Origin of the sequence: Nonomuraea fastidiosa, from assembly GCF_042751225.1 — a bacterium.
Lineage (GTDB): Bacteria > Actinomycetota > Actinomycetes > Streptosporangiales > Streptosporangiaceae > Nonomuraea > Nonomuraea fastidiosa.
In genome coordinates this window covers 4,818,213-4,834,154 of sequence record NZ_CP170570.1, presented here as the reverse complement: position 1 = coordinate 4,834,154, position 15,942 = coordinate 4,818,213, and the positions used below count along the sequence as shown (strand labels likewise).

The following is a 15,942-nucleotide window of genomic DNA, read 5'->3' as shown; positions in this document are numbered from 1 at the left end:
CCGCGCAGGTGCGGAGGGGTGGTTGTGCGACATGGTCTCAGGCACGCCGCCGCGCCGCGACGGCATTGGCGATCGCGATCAGCACCCCGATGCCGAAAATCAGCGTACCCATGACGTTGACCTGCGGCGGGATTCCGGTCTTGACCGCGCCGACGATCCACAGCGGGAACGTGACGGTCGATCCGTTGACGAAGCTGGTGACCACGTAGTCGTCGATCGACAGGGCGAAGGAGAGCATCGCGCCCGCGAGCACGCCCGGCATGATCGACGGCAGCGTGACCTGGCGGAACGTGCCCCAGGCGGTCGCGCCGAGGTCGCGTGCCGCCTCCTCCAGCGCCGGGTCGAGGCCGACGACCCTGGCCCGTACGGTCACCACCACGAACGACAGCGAGAACAGCACGTGCGCGATGATGATCGTGATCGCGTCGCGCGGCACGTTGCCCGAGACGAACAGCGACAGCAGCGAGGCGCCCATGACCAGCTCGGGCGTGGAGATGGCGGCGAAGACGAGGAAGTTCGTGGTCCCCGCGCCGCGGAAGCGGTGCCGGCCGAGCGCGAGGCCCAGCATGGTGCCGATGACGACGGTGACGACCGTGCTGACCACGGCGATCACCAGCGAGTTGCGCAGCGCCGTGGTCAGGTCGGAGATCTCGAACAGCTCGGCGTACCAGCGCAGCGTGAAGCCCTGCCAGGTGGTGTTGGACTTGCTGCGCTTGTCGTTGAAACCGAAGAGGATCATCACGGCGATCGGCGACGACAGCCAGATGATGATCAGCCAGGTGTACAGGTGCAGCAGCCGGTCGCCGAGCCTGGTGCCCCTCATCGCGCCGCCGCCTCGAGGACGTTCTCGGTGCCGAGCGCCCGCGCGTAGATGAAGATGCCGACGAGCAGCACGGCCATCAGCGTGAACGACAGCGCCGACGCGGTCGGGTAGTCGAGGTTCACCAGGTACTCGGTCTGGATGATGTTGCCGATCATGGTGTTGGACGTGCCGCCGAGGATGGCCGCGTTGACCGGGTCGGCCGTGGCGGGCACGAACGTCATGAGCACGCCGGCGAACACCCCGGGCAGCGAGAGCGGCAGCACCACCCGGCGGAAGGCGGCGGCGCGGGTGGCGTACAGGTCCTGGGCGGCCTCGACCACGCGCGGGTCCACGCGTTCGAGCGACACGTAGATCGGCAGGATCATGAACGGCAGGAAGTTGTACGTCAGCCCGCCGACCACCGCGAACGTGGTGGCCAGCACGTGGAAGTCGCCGGGCAGCAGCCCCCAGTCCTTCAGCGTGCCGAACAGGATGCCGTTGTCCGACAGCAGGAAGTTCCAGGAGATCGTGCGCAGCACGAACGAGACGAAGAACGGCAGCAGGAGCAGGAACAGGTAGACGGACTTGCGGGTGCCGGCCTTGAACGCGATCCAGTAGGCCACCGGGTAGCCGATGATCAGCATGGCGACGGTGGCCAGCGCGCCGTACCAGAGCGAGCGGCCGAGCTGGGTGCTGTAGCGGGCGAGCGCGTCGCTGTAGTTGGAGAAGCTGAACGTCAGCGCGTAGCCGTCGATGGCGTTGCCCGTCTGCAGCGACACCGAGGCCATCGCCGCCATGGGCACGACCAGGAAGATCGCCAGCCACAGCCAGCTCGGCAGCGCGAGCAGGTAGGGGGTGAGCCGCCGCATGGTCAGGCCTGGGTGATGGACTGGAAGATCGGGTTGAACACCTGCTCCTGCTCGTTGGTGAGCGGGGTGTACGTGCGCAGCTTGGCGTAGTCGTCCTCGGTGGGGAACATGAGCGGGCTGTCGATCATGCTCTCCAGGTTCTTCTTGGCCTCGCCCTTGGCCGTCTTGGCCTTCTCCCTCAGCAGGTCCTGCACGGCGGGGACCGGGGTGACGAACTGGATGTACTCGTCCAGCTCGGCGGCCACGGCCGGCTGGTAGAGGTAGTCCATCAGCATGAGCGCGTCCACCGGGTTGGCGGCGCCCTTGGGGATGAGCATGTTGTCGGTCCAGATCGTGCCGCCCTCGGCGGGCACCACGAACTTGACCGGCTCGCCGGCGAGCTGCCGCTGGAAGACGTCGCCGGACCAGGCCATGGTCACCCAGACGTCACCCTTGGCCACCGCGTCGATATACGACTGATCATAATATTTCCGGACAATTCCGGCGTCGCGCTGGGCCTTGAGCTTCTCCCCGGCCTTGCGCCAGTCCGCCTCGGTCGACTTCTCCGGGTCGATGCCGAGCGCGAACATCCCGAAGTTGCCGATCTCCTGGGCGTCGTTCATCATGCCGACCCGCCCCTTGTACTTGGGGTCGAACAACGCCTCGATGCTGGTGATGTCCTCTTTGACGTACTTGGTGTTGTACGCGATGCCGGTCACCCCGGACGTGTACGGCACCGTGTACTTGTTGCCCGGGTCGTACGGCCGCTCCTTGTACTTCTGCCCGGCGTTGGCCTGGAAGTTCGGCAGCTTGGAGTGGTCGAGCGGGATCGCGTAGCCCAGCTCCAGGAAGTGCTGGAGCTGGATGCCGTTGGTCATGACGACGATGTCGTAGCCCAGCGACTGACCGGCCCGCAGCACCGGGTCGGCCGCGCCGAAGAACTCGGCGTTCTCCTGGATGACCTCTTTGTACTCGTACGCGATGCCGGTGTCCTTCTTGAACCGCTCCAGCGGTCCCTTGTCCTCCGGCATGTACTCCGGCCAGTTCGCGAAGACGACCTTGCCGTGCTTGGTCTGCTTGGCCCAGAAATCGGCCACGGCGTCGGGCTTCGGCGGCGCCTGCTTCTGCCCCTGCACGCCACAGGCGGCAAGGGCGAGTCCTGCGGCGGATGCGCCCGCGAGCCTGAAGAGGTCGCGGCGGGAGCGGGGCTGCGTCCATCCACGCATGAGGAGGGGGTCCATGGGGTGCTATCGACTTCCAATCACGTACGAGTGCTGTGCCTGCCAGGACAGCCACACGGAGTCGCCACGCTCCGCCGTCGCCGTCGCGTCATGGCTGTTCTGCTGGAACACGGTGATGACGGTCTCCGCGGCGCCACCGTCGGCCCCCTCGGCGAGTCGCACCGCGTAACTGTTGTAGGTGCCGAGATAGACCACCTCGGAGACGGTGCCGCGGACGGCGCTGCGGTCGCGCGCGGCTCCTCGGTGCCGATGGTGATCTTCTCCGGCCGGACGGTCACGGTCACCTCGCCGTCGTGCCCCGGCACCAGCACCCGGCCGTCGCCGACCTTCAGCTCACCGCCCGTCGCGGTGCCGGTGAGCAGGTTGGAGGTGCCGATGAAGCCGGCCACGAACGCCGTCGCGGGCCGCTCGTAGATCTCGCGCGGCCCGCCGAGCTGCTCGACCAGGCCGTCCTTCATGACCGCGATGCGGTCGCTCATGGTGAGCGCCTCGTTCTGGTCATGGGTCACGTACACGAACGTGATGCCGACCTCGCGCTGGATGCGCTTGAGCTCGATCTGCATGGCCTGGCGCAGCTTCAGGTCGAGCGCGCCGAGCGGCTCGTCGAGCAGCAGCGCCCTGGGCCGGTTGACCAGCGCCCTGGCCAGCGCCACCCGCTGCTGCTGGCCGCCGGACATCTCGCGCGGCATGCGCTTCTCCCGGCCGGTCAGGTCGACGATCTCCAGCATCTCGCCGACCCGCCGCTTGATCTCGGCCTGCGGCGTCTTGCGCTGCTTGAGCCCGAACGCCACGTTGTCCCAGACGCTCATGTGCGGGAAGAGCGCATAGGACTGGAAGACCATGTTGACGTCGCGCTTGTTCGGCGGGACGTTGGTGACGTCCTGGCCGTGCAGCTTCACCAGGCCCTTCGTGGGCGCCTCGAAGCCCGCGATCATCCTCATGGTCGTGGTCTTGCCGCAACCGGACGGGCCGAGGAGGGAGAAGAACTCCCCCTCGGCGATGTCCAGTGTCACGCCTTTGACCGCCTGGACGACCTCGCCATGCGAGTGATACTCCTTGACGACGTCTTCAAGCTCAATCGCACTCAGCCCGGTCATATCCAGGATTTTTCCTTAGTTATTCGCCGATGTAGTGCATGACGTGCTTGACCCGGGTGTAGTCGTGCAGGCCGAACACCGAGAGGTCCTTGCCGTACCCCGAGTGCTTGAAGCCGCCGTGCGGCATCTCCGACACGAACGGGATGTGCGTGTTGACCCAGACCACACCGAAGTCGAGCCGGTTCGACATGCGCATGGCGCGGCCGTGGTCGGAGGTCCACACCGAGCCGCTCAGGCCGTAGCGCACGTCGTTGGCCTTGGCCAGCGCGTCGGCCTCGTCGGTGAACGTCTGCACGGTGATCACGGGGCCGAAGACCTCGTTCTGCACCATCTCGTCGTCCTGCTTGAGTCCGTCCACGACGGTCGGCGCGAAGAAGTAGCCGCGCTCGCCCACGCGGTGACCGCCGGTGAGGATCTTGGCGTGCGAGGGGACGCGGTCGATGAAGCCCTGCACCCTGGCGAGCTGGTTCTCGTTGTTGAGCGGGCCGTAGAAGGCGTCCTCGACCTCGGGGCCGCCGGTGACGGTGGCGGCCGCGGCCTCGGTGAGCGCGGCCACGAACTCGTCGTGCACGCTCTCCTGCACCAGCACCCGGCAGGCCGCGGTGCAGTCCTGGCCGGCGTTGTACAGGCCCGCGGCGGCGATGTCGGCGGCGGCCTTGCGCAGGTCCTTGACGTCGTCGAACACCACGACGGGGGCCTTGCCGCCCAGCTCCAGGTGGACCCGCTTGAGGTCGTCCGCGGCGTTCTTGGCGACGGACATGCCCGCGCCGACCGAGCCGGTGATGGCCACCATCGACGCGGTCGGGTGACCGACGACCAGCGCGCCGGTCTCCCGGTCGCCGGTGACGACGTTGAAGACGCCGGGCGGCAGCACGGAGCCGGCGATCTCGGCCAGCTTGAGCGTGGAGACCGGGGTCGTGTCGGACGGCTTCAGCACGATCGTGTTGCCGGCCGCGAGCGCCGGGGCGATCTTCCAGACCGCCATCATCATCGGGTAGTTCCACGGCGTCACCTGGCCCACGACGCCGATCGGCTCGTGCCTGATGACGCTGGTGTGCTCGGCCAGGAACTCACCGGCCGTCGGGCCCTCCAGCGTGCGGGCGGCGCCGGCGAAGAACCGGAAGTGGTCGGCGGCGACCGGCGTCTCGTCCTCGGCCATCCTGGCCAGGGGCTTGCCGGTGTTGCGGCACTCCGCCTCGTTGATCTCGTCGGCCCGCGCCTCGATCGCGTCGGCGATCTTCAGCAGCAGCCCGGCACGCTCGCCAGGAGTGGTCCGGCCCCACGACTCGAAAGCGGCGGCCGCGACGGCGTAGGCGGCGTCGACGTCCTCCTTGCCGGAGACCGGCGCCTGGACGTACGCCTCACCCGTGCAGGGATCGATGATGTCGGAGAACCGGCCGCTCTTGGCGTCCACGAACTCACCGTTGATGAAGTTCTGCAGACGGGTTGTCATTCGCCCTCCTGGTGAGGTGGCTGAGATGCCGCGACTCTGACAGAGCAGGTGCATCTGGACAAGGGATTTCGTGGTGAAGATATCAAATTGCTACGAATTCGCTTGACAGACCGCCAAGAACTGACAACATGTCGCACCAGGACGGCAACCCAGCGGGAACGCCCCCGTAACGCCGGCCCGCTAGGAGGATCCGCTCGATGACGACGCCGCCGCGCGTACGCCGCAACAACGGTAAGTCAGGACCCGTGGTGCTCGACGATCTGTCCAAGCAGATCATCGAGCAGCTCCAGATGGACGGGCGCAAACCGTACGCGGCGATCGGCAAGGCGGTCGGGCTGTCCGAGGCGGCGGTCAGGCAGCGCGTGCAGCGGCTGCAGGACGCCGGGGTCATGCAGATCGTCGCGGTCACCGACCCGCTCACGCTGGGCTTCCCCCGGCAGGCCATGATCGGCGTCAACTGCGAGGGCGACCTGGAGACGGTGGCCGACGAGCTGGCGGCCATCGACGAGATCGACTACGTCGTGCTCACGGCGGGTTCCTTCGACGTGATCGTGGAGGTGGTCTGCGAGGGCGACGGCCACCTGCTGGAGATCCTCAGCAAGATCCGGGCCATCCCGTCCGTACGCGCCACCGAGTCGTTCGTCTACCTCAAGCTGCGCAAGCAGACGTACTCGTGGGGCACCCGCTGACCTGGGCCGTCAGGCGATCCGCGCGACCGCTCGCACCGGAGCCCCGTCCGCGCCCGGCAGCCGCAGCGGCAGCAGGGACACCTCGATCCGGCCCTCCGGCGCGGCGAGCAGCCGGTCGAGGTTGGTCAGGTTCTCGGCGATGACCGCGTGCGCGCCGAGCAGCACCCGGTGTGCGGGGAAGTCGTCGGCGGGGTCGGCGGGCGTCGGGTCCACGCTCAGCGCGTCGATGCCCACCGTCCGCACCCCGCGCTCGATCAGCAGCGCCGCCGCCTCCTCCGTCAGGTACGGATGCCCGATGTAGCGGTCGCCGCCCCACCACCGCGACCAGCCGGTGGCGACCAGCACGATCGTCCCCGCCGCGACCCCGCGGAACGGCTCAGGGCCGATCGGGGCGCGCGGCGGCAGGCCGCGCACGTCCACCACCGTCGCGGGACCGCAGAACCGGTCGAGCGGCACCTCGTCCAGGGCGGGCAGCGCGTCGTCGATGTGCTTCGGCGCGTCCACGTGGGTGCCGGAGTGCGAGCCGAGATGCAGGCCGAGCACGTTGACGCCGTCGCGCTCCACGGTGAGCGCCGGGCGGACCGAGACCTCGGGATCGCCCGGGTAGACGGGCATCCCGGTCTCGATCGGCACCGACAGATCGACGATCGTCATGACACCTCAGTGTGGCGAACGTGGGGCTGCTCTGCACGCCATCGGCGCGCCGCCCGCCGACTAGGCTTTCCAGGCCCCGACCAGGCAGGGACCTCAGCCGAAAACGTCCTCCGCCGACGCGACGGTGACCGCCCTGATGTGCCACTCCCGCAGCAGGCCGGGATCCTCGCACCCGGTGATCCGCTGACGCACGTGCTCCGGCACTGGCAGCCCCCGGGCCTCAAGCACCTCGAGCACAGCCTCCGCCCCTCGCCTGACGCTGCCCTTGAGCTCGCCGCGGACCTCTCCCTCGGCGATGAGATTCTCCTCGCCCGAGCCGTACAGGATGGCGCTGTCCGCCCGGCAGACGCCGGGATCCGCTTCCGAGAGGTCGGGTGAGGCGAGTCGTGCCGCACCCGACTTCGGGACCGGAAGGTCGAACAGCGCCCGCAGCATGTCCCGGGTGTATTCGAGATTGCGGGTCGCGATCTTGTTCAGACCCTCATGCTGGGCCGTGACCATGGCCCGGACATCACTACACGCGTTCGAGTCATTACTCAGAGTTTGCGAAACTGGACGGTGGCGATCTCCCAGGGGCCGAGAGGAAGGCGGAGGGTGCCGTCGGTGACCTCGAGCGGGTCGCCGGGACGGCCGCGGAGGTCGGCGTGGCGGGCCTCCTGGAGGCCGCCGGCGATGACGGCCTCGGTCGGATCGGGGGTCATGGCGACGACGCGGAGTTCGAGCCAGCCGTCGCGGTCGCGCAGCGAGGTCATGACGACCCCGTCCCCGGTCACCGACAGGCCGGCGGCGGGCTGCGGCATGGGCAGCGAGCGGTCGCCGAGGCCGGGCACCGCGAGCAGGTCGTGGCGGAACGTCTCCGCCTGCGGCACGACCTTCTCCCACGACCCCTGGAACGGCATGAGCGCCAGGTTCACCGTGCGCAGCCCGCGCGACTGGGCGGCCGGGGTGGGCAGCTGGGGCCCGGCGGGCTCGGGCCGCAGGGCGTTGCGGTTGCGGGACAGGTAGCCGACCGAGCGCAGCAGGGTGAGCGCGAGCTCGTCGTCGTTCACCTCGTACTCGGTGACGTGCTCCAGCAGCGCGGCCACGCCGCCCGCGGCGACCCAGGAGGAGGCGGGGAAGGTGGGCAGCGGGGTCTCGCCGCAGCCGCCCTCGGAGGTCAGGGCGCGGGTGACGACGGCGAACTGCCCCTCCGCGTACGACTCGGTGGCGGGCTTCGGCAGCGGCACGTGCAGGCGTACGCGGTGGTCGTCGCACCGGTTGTCGAACTCGACGCGCAGCCGGACGAACGGCTCGCCCGCGCGCAGCTCGACCCGCATGGTGACGACGATCTCCTCCATCTCGGCGCGCCGGTTGGCGGCGGGCACCTCGGGGGCGCCGTCGAGCCCTTCGCCGGCGACGGGCCAGCGGTAGGTGCGGCGGACGTCCACGGCGGCGACCAGCGGGCCGCTGTAGATCAGGTCGGTCTCGACGGAGACCGGCTGGGAGACGACCAGGTCGGCCTGCGGCGGCGCGTAGTTGTAGGTGTCGCCGACGTCGCCGCCGTCGACGATGCGGCCCGCGCCGGTGACCACGGTGCCGTCCTCGGCGTGCAGGTCGAGCAGGCCGTCGTCGGCGATGACGACGCGCAGCAGCCCGTTGTCGAGCACGCGTTCGTCGCCGCGTACGGGCAGGGTGGCCGAGTCGGAGCGCAGCCAGCACGCCGGGTGGTGCTCGCCGGGCAGCGCGGTGGGCTCGGCGGTGGCGTCGGTGGGGCCGTACACCTCGGAGCGGGGCGCGGTCCTGACCGTGGTGTGGCCGAGCGGCGGCACCTGGACGAGGGCGGCGACGGTGCGGCGCGGCTCGGCGATGATGCGCACCCGGGTGACGCCGTCGATGGCGGCCCGCAGGTCGTCCATGTCGAAGACGACGGACGTCTCGCGCGCCACGGTGAAGGTGAGCGTGTCGCCCTCGACGGACCAGTCGGTGATGTGCTGGCCGTACAGCTCGGTGCCGTGCACGAAGGTGAGCGCGACGGCCGGGTCCATCTCGGCGTCGAGCAGCAGCGTGGCGGCGTATTCGAGCGGCTGGGTGGGCACGGGCGCGCCGGTGGCGTCGACGAGGGGGTCGGAGCCGGCGACGTCGAGGGTGACGATGCCCGAGCGGGTCTTCGGCGTGGGGTTGACGATGACGATGGAGCCGGACGGCGCGGCCTCGGCGAGCCTGGCGGTCACCATGTCGCGCACCGCCTGCCCGAGGTGCTCGGCCTCGGCGATGCGGGCGGCGACCTGCTGGGCGGTGTCGTCGACGCCGCAGCCGGTCACGGAGTCGTGGCCGCTGGCGTCGACGAGCCGCCACCAGGCCATGTCGAGGAAGCGTCCCGGCCATTCGTCGCCCCAGAGCGCGGCGAGCGGCTCGGCGTAACGCTCGACCATCCGCTCGGCGCGGCCCATGGCCTGCTTGACGTGGGGACGGATGGAGATGACGCCGGGCAGGATGTTGGCGCGGGCGTGCGAGCGCAGCTCGCCGTGGACCTGGGGCAGGCCCTCCACGTCGCCGGAGTACGCGCTGATGTAGCCGGACAGGGTGTCCATGCGGGCGCCGATGGCGGCGACCATCTCGGGCAGGCCGCGTACGGGCGCGGAGTGGTCGGTGCCGTACATGGCGAGCAGCGACCCCGCGGGCCCGTGCCACTCGCGCATGGTCCTGACGAACGAGGCCGCCCGCTCCTTGAGCCCTTCGGTGTCGTGGAAGAGGTGGGCTCCGTTGCCGTAGCCGCCGGCCGGGAGGTACTGCGTGCGCAGCGCCGTGCCGTCGGGAGCGGTCCAGGCGAAGGCGTCGGTGGTGACCGACGACGGCACGCCACGGTAGACGCAGGCGTGCAGCAGCCCCGCCTTGCGCAGGATCTGCGGCATCTGCGCGGTGTGGCCGAACATGTCGGGCAGGTAGCCGACCGGCATGGCGCCGCCCAGCTTGTCGGCCCTGGACATGCCGAGTTCGAGGTTGCGGATGATGTTCTCGCCGGAGCACAGGAACTCGTCGAGCAGGATCTGCCACGGTCCCACCGCGAGCCGGCCCGACTTCACCAGGGCGGCGACGCGGTCGCGGTTCTCCGGACGCACCTCCAGGTAGTCGTCCACGCACGCGAGCTGGCCGTCGAGCGTGAAGTGGTAGTCGGGCTCGCGCTCCATGGTGTCGAGCACCTCGTCGAGCAGCGCCACCAGGCGCAGCCTGAAGCGCTGGAAGGGTTCGTACCACTCACGGTCCCAGTGGGTGTGCGGTACGACGACGATCTCGGTGCTCACGCTGCTTCCCCTCCAATGGGCAGATCGTGCTGTACGGCGTAGCGAGCCGCGATCCGCTGTGCCGTGACGATGTCCTCAAGCCCGCCGGCCGCGTCGGTGAGCGGCGGCGTGCCATCGTTCACGTAAGCATGGAAGGCCGCGAGTTGTACTTCGAACGCCTCAGTCACCTCGCGCCATACCGCACGGCTCTCGCCCGGGGTGACCACGGTGAGCGTGGTGGGGGCGTTCATCAGGTAGGGAGAGGGGAAGACGAGTTCGAGCGAGCCGCTGTCGTGGTGGATGGCCACGGTCTCGCGGTAGGCCGGGTAGTCCTCCAGGTAGTGCCAGCGGATGGAGAACCTGCCGGTCTCGGGCAGGGGGCCGGAGATCTCGATGGAGCCGGGCGTCTCGCCCCACGTCTCGACGTACGAGATCTCGGCGGGCGAGCCGGTGAAGCGGCGCAGCAGCGACAGGTCGTGGCAGATGGAGCCGAGCGCGACGCCGTACAGGTCGCGTACGGGCTTCGGCGCGTCGGCGCCCAGCGCCCGGGAGACCAGCTCGTCCTCGGCGGCCCGCAGGGAGGCGAGCAGCCCGGGGTCCACGTCGCGGGCCTGGGTGAGGTTGGCGAAGGCGAGCTGCGACTGCCCGCTCGGGTGCAGCACGGTCACCTCGATGGCCCTGATGGCGGCGGGCCCGCCCAGCTCGGCGAGCAGCTTCTCGGCGCGGCGCACGGCGGGGTCGTACTGCTTCATGTAGCCGACCATCAGCCGCCCTTCGGGCAGCGCCTCGACCTCGGCCCTGGTCAGGGCGAGCGGCTTCTCGCAGAGCACGGCGTAGCCGGCCTCGAGCGCCCGGCGCACGGTCTCGCCGTGCGAGCCGGAGGCGAGCACGACGACGGCCTCGAACCCGCCGTCGGCGAGCATGCCGGCGACGTCGGTGTAGCGCTTGCCCGCGCCCAGCCGGTCGCCGACGGCGTCGGCGAGCGTCTGCGACAGGTCGCAGACGGCGACCACCTCGAACAGGTCGCGGCGGCGCGACAGCAGCGGCACGTAGACCGCCTGGGTGACGGCGCCGCAACCCACCAGCGCGATTCTCACAGTCCCAAGTCCTTCAGTTTCTGGCGGTTGGCCGCCTGGTCGGCGATGTTCTGGGCGACGGTGCGCCGCCCCGGAAGGGTGTCCTGCTCGACGATGACCCAGCCGGAGTAGTCGATCTCGTCGAGCGTGCGGATGACGGCGGGCAGGTCGAGCTCGCCCTCCCCGAGCCGGGCGAAGCCGCCGCGGCCCATCAGCTCGCGCAGGTCCACGCCGTCGGCGAGCGCCTGGGCGAGGATCTTGTTGTCGCCGTCCTTGATGTGCACGTGGGTGACCCGGCTCGCCCACCTGCGCAGGCACTCGACGGGGTCTCCCCCGGCCAGCAACAGGTGGCCGGTGTCCAGGCACAGCTCGACGTCGGTCAGCTCCAGCAGCCGCTCGACGTCGTCGGGCGTCTCGACGTACGTGCCGAGGTGGTGGTGGTAGGCGGGCTCGAAGCCGCGCTCGCGGCAGCGGTTCACGGCCTGCTGGATGCGAGCGGCGTAGGCGGGCCACTCGGATGCGGGCAGTCCGGGCGCGTTGCCTCCCGGCCTGGCGAACCGCTCGGGCGTGCCGGGCGCGGCCAGCGTGGGCCTGGGCGGCAGGTCGCCTTCGGGCGCGGCGGCGAAGAAGTCGAGCGCGGCGTCCAGCCCGGCGAGGTCCTGCTCGAACGCCTCGGCGTCGTGGTAGCGCAGGTCCACCCAGCCGCCGGCGAGCAGCAGCCCGGCGCCGGACAGCCGCTCGGCCAGCTCGCTGCCGGTGCCGAGGTAGCCGATCGGGCCGGAGTCGATGCCCTCGTAGCCGGCGTCGGCCAGGGCGCGGACCATCTCGTCGGCGGTCAGCGGCGGCGGGGCGTCGCTCAGCTCGAACACGCCGAAGCTGACGGGAGCGTTGGCGACTTTCCTCACGCGCATAGGGCGATCACCTCGTTCTCGTGGGTTTCGAGCCGGTGCGGCCCGTCGATGGCAGGCAGCAGCACGCGCTCGCCGCGCACGACCTGGCGGGTGCCGTCGGGACGGACCAGCACCAGGCCGTCGGCGTCCAGCGCGAGCAGCTCGTCGCCCAGCCGGAGCAGAAGCGGCGCGTCGGGGCCTGCGGAGACCGCGGTGCGCCCGGCCCGTACGCCGTCGAGCACCGCCTCCGTCTCGGGTTCGTCACCCGCCACGAGCACCCAGGTCGTGGGCGCGCCGGGCAGGCCGTCGTTGCCGTGCCGGTGGAAGTCGCTGCCGCCGATCGCGATGACGTCGTCGCGCCAGGCGTCGGCCCAGGCGAGTGGCGCGCCCCAGCGGCGGTCCCACCAGCCGGAGTGCCACACCTCGGCGACCTGGGGGCGGCGCTCGATGGGCTGCAGCCAGGCGCAGTCGCCGCCGAGCGGATGGTTGATGGACATGATCCCGCCGTTGCGCTCGGCGTGCTCGTACCAGGAGTCGGGCGCCTTGCGGAAGTCGACCCAGCCGACGTCGCCGAAGACGTTGGCGTGGCCGCGGTCGGTGGTGACCTCCTGGCCGGGCAGCAGGCGGATGCCGCGGTCGATCTTGCCGAGCCAGGGGTGGTGGCTGACCGTGTTGTGGTCGGTGACGGCGAGGAAGTCGAGCCCGCGCCCGTGGGCCAGCTCGGCCAGCTCGGCGATGGTGAGGCTGCCGTCGCTGTGCACGGTGTGGGCGTGGAAGTCGCCGGCGAACCAGCGCAGGCCGCCGACGTCGGGGATGTCCCTGCGGGGCGGGCGCTCGCCGTGCGGTGGCTCCTCGGCGGCCGGCTCGGGCGGTGCGGTGCGCTCGCAGGTGATCTCGAGCGTGTAGTCGAGGCCCTGCGGCGGGATGCGGTGCAGCCGCAGCCACACGTGCCAGGTGCCGGGCTCGGGCTCGCCGGGCAGGTAGCCGGGGGTGGCCCAGTCGCGGGTGATCGTGTACTCGTCGCGCGCGCCGCCCGACCAGCCGCGGAACCCGCCGGGGGCGCCGCAGCCGAGGTCGAGCACGCCCTGCGACCTGTCGTAGGAGAGCTTGACGTGCACGGCTGCGGTGCCGGGCGGCACCTCGAACGGCACTTCGCGCAGGATCCGCTCCAGGCGGTCGTCCAGCGTCCAGTGGCCGGTGGTCATACGAGCTCTCCGTTCCGGTAGATGAGTGCGCGGTCGCGGCGGGGCAGGGCGAAGCCGTCGTCGCCGACGGCGGGCTCGCTGCCCTCGGGCACCACGGCCTGCACGCTGACGCCGCCCACGTCGAGGGTCACCAGGTGGGCGGCGCCGAGGTTCTCCACGATGGCCACCTTCCCGCCGAACGCGCCGTCCGCGGGCTCGGCGGAGTAGGCCAGGTATTCCGGCCGTACGCCGTACACGATCTGCTCCCCGTCGGACAGCAGTCCCGCGGCCGAGTCGGGGACCGCGACCTTGCAGCCTGCCACTTCCAGGGTGTCACCTCGTACGATGCCGTCGAGCAGGTTCATCGGCGTGGAGCCGATGAAGGCGGCGACGAACGTGTTGGCGGGCCGCTGGAACACCTCGGACGGCGTGCCGATCTGCCGGATGTGCCCGGCCTCCATGACGGCCATCCTGTCGGCCATGGCCAGCGCCTCGGCCTGGTCGTGGGTCACGAAGACGGTGGTGACGCCCAGCTCGCGCTGCAGCTTCTTGAGGAACGTCCTGGCCTCAAGGCGGAGCCTGGCGTCCAGGTTGGACAGCGGCTCGTCGAACAGGTACGCCTGCGCCTGCGTGGCCATGACCCTGGCGAGCGCGACGCGCTGCTGCTGCCCGCCGGAGAGCTGGCCGGGCCGCCGGTCCATCAGGTGCTCGAGGCCGAGCCGCGCGCCGACCTCGGCGGCCTTCTCGCGGCGGGTCCCCTTGGGGACCTTCTTGATGCGCAGCGGGTAGGCGATGTTGTCGGTGACGTCCATGTGCGGGAACAGCGCGTAGTCCTGGAACACCATGGCCACGTCGCGGCCGCCCGGCTGCACGCCGGTGACGTCCCTGCCGCCGATGACGACGGCACCGCCGGTCGCGGTCTCCAGGCCGGCGATCGTCCGCAGCAGCGTGGTCTTGCCGCAGCCGGAGGGCCCGAGCAGGGCGAAGAACTCGCCGTCGGGGATGACCAGGTCGAGCGCGTCGAGCGCTTTGACCCCGCCGGGGTAGACCTTGGTCAGCCCGCGTAGTTCGATGGCGGCCATTAACGCTTGATCCCTCCGTGGAAGCGGAAGCCGTACTTCTTGCTGACGAACAGGTACATGAGCACCACCGGGATCGAGTACAGCAGCCCGAACGTGGACAGCATGCTCAGGTTCGCCTGCCCGCCCTCGGTGTACAGCGTGTACGTGATCACCGCCGCCGGCTGCTTCTCCACGTCGCTGAGCAGCAGGTACGGCATGAGGAAGTTCCCCCACACGTTGGCCACGGACCACACGGCGATGGTGGCCAGGCCGGGCCGGACGACGGGGACGACCACGTGCCGGACGATCTGCAGCGGCGAGGCGCCGAAGACCCGGGCGGACTCCTCGTAGGACTTCGGCGTGGAGTCCATGAAGTCCTTGAGCATGAAGATCGCCGCGGGCAGCAGGCCGCCGGTCAGGATGAGGATGAGCCCCATCTGGGAGTCGATGAGGTTCAGCTCGACCGCGAGCTGGAACAGCGGCACCATCGCGGCCGTGCCGGTGATGATCGACGACAGCAGGAGCAGTGCGTAGAGCATGGCGTCGCGGCCGGGCACCCGCACGCGGCTGAGCGCGTACGCGGCCAGGGCCGAGAAGATCACGACCAGCAGCGCGGTGCCGACCGACAGCACCACCGAGTTCCACAGCGACGGCAGCGCGTACGGGTGCTCGACGACGGCCTTGAAGTTGTCCCAGGTGAAGTCGGGCACCCGCACCTCGTAGGTGGGGTCGGAGGTGAAGGGCGCGGTCACCAGCCACAGCAGCGGGATCGTGAAGAACGCCAGCAGCACGGCGATCATCGTGTAGAACCCGATGCGGCCCAGGACGAATCGCGTCATTTCTTGCTCCTGAGCAGCCGCAGGTAGAACACCGCCACGACCAGGTTGATGAGCAGGATGATCGTGGAGACCGCGGCTCCGTAGCCGAGCTCGCCGCCCTGCAGCGCCACCTTGTAGACGTGCACGGCGAGCACTTCGGACTTGCCGTCGGGTCCGCCGGCGGTGAGCAGGAACGGGCTGAAGTCGTTGAACGTCCACAGGCTGATGAGCAGCAGGTTCGTCAGGATGTGCCCCCTGATGTGGGGGAAGACGACGTCCCTGAGCTGCTGCCAGCCGGAGGCTCCGGCCAGGCGGGCGCTCTCCAGGTGGGAGGGCGGCACGTTGCCGAGCGCGGCGCCGTACAACATCATCGAGAACGCGGTGCCGCGCCAGGTGTTGAACACGATGATGGACAGCATCGGGTGGTCGAGCAGCCAGGCCATGCCGGGCATGCCGAGCAGCGCGTTGAGCGTGCCGGCGTCGCGGTCGAGCAGCGCCACCCACAGGAACGACACGATGGCGCTGGGCAGGATCCAGGCCAGGATGACCAGGCCCTCGACGACGCGCTTGATCGGGCCGCGCTTGTCGCGCAGCAGCCAGGCGATGGTGAAGCCGAGCACGACCTGACCGATGACCGCCGAGCCGAGCACGAACTCCACGGTCAGCCAGGTCGAGCTCCAGAACGTCGGGTTGGAGGCCGCGTCGAGGAGGTTGTCCAGGCCGACGAACTGCGGCTCGGCGGCGGCGACACCGGTCAGGCGGTAGTTGGTCAGGCCGAGATAGAGCACCCACAGCGCGGGGAAGACGAGGAAGGCCGCGATGAGCAGGAGGGCTGGGGCCATGAAGACCCCGGCCCTTGCCTTGCCCAG

Annotated in this window: 14 protein-coding genes and 1 pseudogene; 1 reads left to right on the top strand and 14 read right to left on the bottom strand. The window is 70.1% G+C overall.

The window, feature by feature from the left end; translation table 11 throughout:
• Positions 1–37: 37 nt before the first annotated feature.
• The 5 genes and pseudogenes from ACFMQL_RS22555 to ACFMQL_RS22535 form a co-directional block, all read right to left on the bottom strand.
• Entirely contained in the window at positions 38–823 is a 786-nt protein-coding gene (locus tag ACFMQL_RS22555) for an ABC transporter permease (RefSeq protein ID WP_364070195.1), read from the bottom strand.
• Positions 820–1,671 (bottom strand): ABC transporter permease, encoded by an 852-nt coding sequence (locus tag ACFMQL_RS22550; RefSeq protein WP_364070192.1) that lies wholly within the window; start codon positions 1,669–1,671, stop codon positions 820–822. The genes ACFMQL_RS22555 and ACFMQL_RS22550 overlap by 4 nt, the downstream gene beginning before the upstream one ends.
• Positions 1,672–1,673: 2 nt before the next feature.
• Positions 1,674–2,876, bottom strand: coding sequence for a spermidine/putrescine ABC transporter substrate-binding protein (locus ACFMQL_RS22545; RefSeq protein ID WP_364070190.1), 1,203 nt, complete (start codon positions 2,874–2,876; stop codon positions 1,674–1,676).
• A gap of 21 nt (positions 2,877–2,897) precedes the next feature.
• Positions 2,898–3,988 (bottom strand): annotated as a pseudogene (locus ACFMQL_RS22540) (ABC transporter ATP-binding protein).
• A gap of 19 nt (positions 3,989–4,007) precedes the next feature.
• The gene (locus ACFMQL_RS22535) at positions 4,008–5,441 is read right to left on the bottom strand and encodes a gamma-aminobutyraldehyde dehydrogenase (RefSeq protein WP_364070186.1); all 1,434 of its coding nucleotides are present in this window, start codon (positions 5,439–5,441) and stop codon (positions 4,008–4,010) included.
• A gap of 197 nt (positions 5,442–5,638) precedes the next feature.
• On the opposite strand from ACFMQL_RS22535, the gene ACFMQL_RS22530 reads away from it, so the two are divergent.
• Positions 5,639–6,130, top strand: a complete 492-nt coding sequence (locus ACFMQL_RS22530; protein WP_364070183.1) for an Lrp/AsnC family transcriptional regulator — start codon at positions 5,639–5,641, stop codon at positions 6,128–6,130.
• 9 nt (positions 6,131–6,139) lie between these two features.
• On the opposite strand, the gene ACFMQL_RS22525 is transcribed toward ACFMQL_RS22530, so the two are convergent.
• From ACFMQL_RS22525 to ACFMQL_RS22485, 9 genes are all read right to left on the bottom strand, one after another.
• Complete coding sequence (locus ACFMQL_RS22525) at positions 6,140–6,784, bottom strand: cyclase family protein (protein WP_364070181.1); 645 nt, start codon at positions 6,782–6,784, stop codon at positions 6,140–6,142.
• Positions 6,785–6,877: 93 nt separating this feature from the next.
• Positions 6,878–7,285: a hypothetical protein gene (locus ACFMQL_RS22520; protein WP_378786904.1), complete on the bottom strand. Its 408-nt coding sequence runs from the start codon at positions 7,283–7,285 to the stop codon at positions 6,878–6,880.
• Between the two features lie 35 nt (positions 7,286–7,320).
• A complete protein-coding gene (locus tag ACFMQL_RS22515) occupies positions 7,321–10,065 on the bottom strand; it encodes a glycoside hydrolase family 38 C-terminal domain-containing protein (protein ID WP_378786902.1) in 2,745 nt (914 codons plus the stop codon).
• Positions 10,062–11,141 carry a Gfo/Idh/MocA family oxidoreductase gene (locus ACFMQL_RS22510; RefSeq protein WP_364070173.1) on the bottom strand — a complete coding sequence of 360 codons (1,080 nt, stop codon included), beginning with the start codon at positions 11,139–11,141 and terminating at the stop codon, positions 10,062–10,064. The genes ACFMQL_RS22515 and ACFMQL_RS22510 overlap by 4 nt, the downstream gene beginning before the upstream one ends.
• Positions 11,138–12,031, bottom strand: a complete 894-nt coding sequence (locus tag ACFMQL_RS22505; protein ID WP_364070171.1) for a TIM barrel protein — start codon at positions 12,029–12,031, stop codon at positions 11,138–11,140. The genes ACFMQL_RS22510 and ACFMQL_RS22505 overlap by 4 nt, the downstream gene beginning before the upstream one ends.
• Positions 12,022–13,215, bottom strand: a complete 1,194-nt coding sequence (locus ACFMQL_RS22500) for a CehA/McbA family metallohydrolase (RefSeq protein ID WP_378786899.1) — start codon at positions 13,213–13,215, stop codon at positions 12,022–12,024. The genes ACFMQL_RS22505 and ACFMQL_RS22500 overlap by 10 nt, the downstream gene beginning before the upstream one ends.
• Positions 13,212–14,276: an ABC transporter ATP-binding protein gene (locus ACFMQL_RS22495; protein WP_364070166.1), complete on the bottom strand. Its 1,065-nt coding sequence runs from the start codon at positions 14,274–14,276 to the stop codon at positions 13,212–13,214. Before ACFMQL_RS22495 ends, ACFMQL_RS22500 begins: the two co-directional genes overlap by 4 nt.
• Positions 14,276–15,094 (bottom strand): carbohydrate ABC transporter permease, encoded by an 819-nt coding sequence (locus ACFMQL_RS22490; RefSeq protein WP_378786897.1) that lies wholly within the window; start codon positions 15,092–15,094, stop codon positions 14,276–14,278. Before ACFMQL_RS22490 ends, ACFMQL_RS22495 begins: the two co-directional genes overlap by 1 nt.
• On the bottom strand, positions 15,091–15,915 hold the full coding sequence (locus ACFMQL_RS22485) for a sugar ABC transporter permease (RefSeq protein WP_364070160.1): 825 nt from the start codon (positions 15,913–15,915) through the stop codon (positions 15,091–15,093). The genes ACFMQL_RS22490 and ACFMQL_RS22485 overlap by 4 nt, the downstream gene beginning before the upstream one ends.
• Positions 15,916–15,942: the final 27 nt, after the last annotated feature.

What these genes read in the sequence shown, in the direction of transcription:
- ACFMQL_RS22535 (WP_364070186.1), bottom strand. Translation starts at nt 5,441, where the DNA reads ATGACAACCCGTCTGCAGAACTTCATCAACGGTGAGTTCGTGGACGCC.
- ACFMQL_RS22490 (WP_378786897.1), bottom strand. Translation starts at nt 15,094, where the DNA reads ATGACGCGATTCGTCCTGGGCCGCATCGGGTTCTACACGATGATCGCC.
- ACFMQL_RS22555 (WP_364070195.1), bottom strand. Translation starts at nt 823, where the DNA reads ATGAGGGGCACCAGGCTCGGCGACCGGCTGCTGCACCTGTACACCTGG.
- ACFMQL_RS22485 (WP_364070160.1), bottom strand. Translation starts at nt 15,915, where the DNA reads ATGGCCCCAGCCCTCCTGCTCATCGCGGCCTTCCTCGTCTTCCCCGCG.
- ACFMQL_RS22525 (WP_364070181.1), bottom strand. Translation starts at nt 6,784, where the DNA reads ATGACGATCGTCGATCTGTCGGTGCCGATCGAGACCGGGATGCCCGTC.
- ACFMQL_RS22530 (WP_364070183.1), top strand. Translation starts at nt 5,639, where the DNA reads ATGACGACGCCGCCGCGCGTACGCCGCAACAACGGTAAGTCAGGACCC.
- ACFMQL_RS22550 (WP_364070192.1), bottom strand. Translation starts at nt 1,671, where the DNA reads ATGCGGCGGCTCACCCCCTACCTGCTCGCGCTGCCGAGCTGGCTGTGG.
- ACFMQL_RS22505 (WP_364070171.1), bottom strand. Translation starts at nt 12,031, where the DNA reads ATGCGCGTGAGGAAAGTCGCCAACGCTCCCGTCAGCTTCGGCGTGTTC.
- ACFMQL_RS22520 (WP_378786904.1), bottom strand. Translation starts at nt 7,285, where the DNA reads ATGGTCACGGCCCAGCATGAGGGTCTGAACAAGATCGCGACCCGCAAT.
- ACFMQL_RS22500 (WP_378786899.1), bottom strand. Translation starts at nt 13,215, where the DNA reads ATGACCACCGGCCACTGGACGCTGGACGACCGCCTGGAGCGGATCCTG.
- ACFMQL_RS22495 (WP_364070166.1), bottom strand. Translation starts at nt 14,276, where the DNA reads ATGGCCGCCATCGAACTACGCGGGCTGACCAAGGTCTACCCCGGCGGG.
- ACFMQL_RS22545 (WP_364070190.1), bottom strand. Translation starts at nt 2,876, where the DNA reads ATGCGTGGATGGACGCAGCCCCGCTCCCGCCGCGACCTCTTCAGGCTC.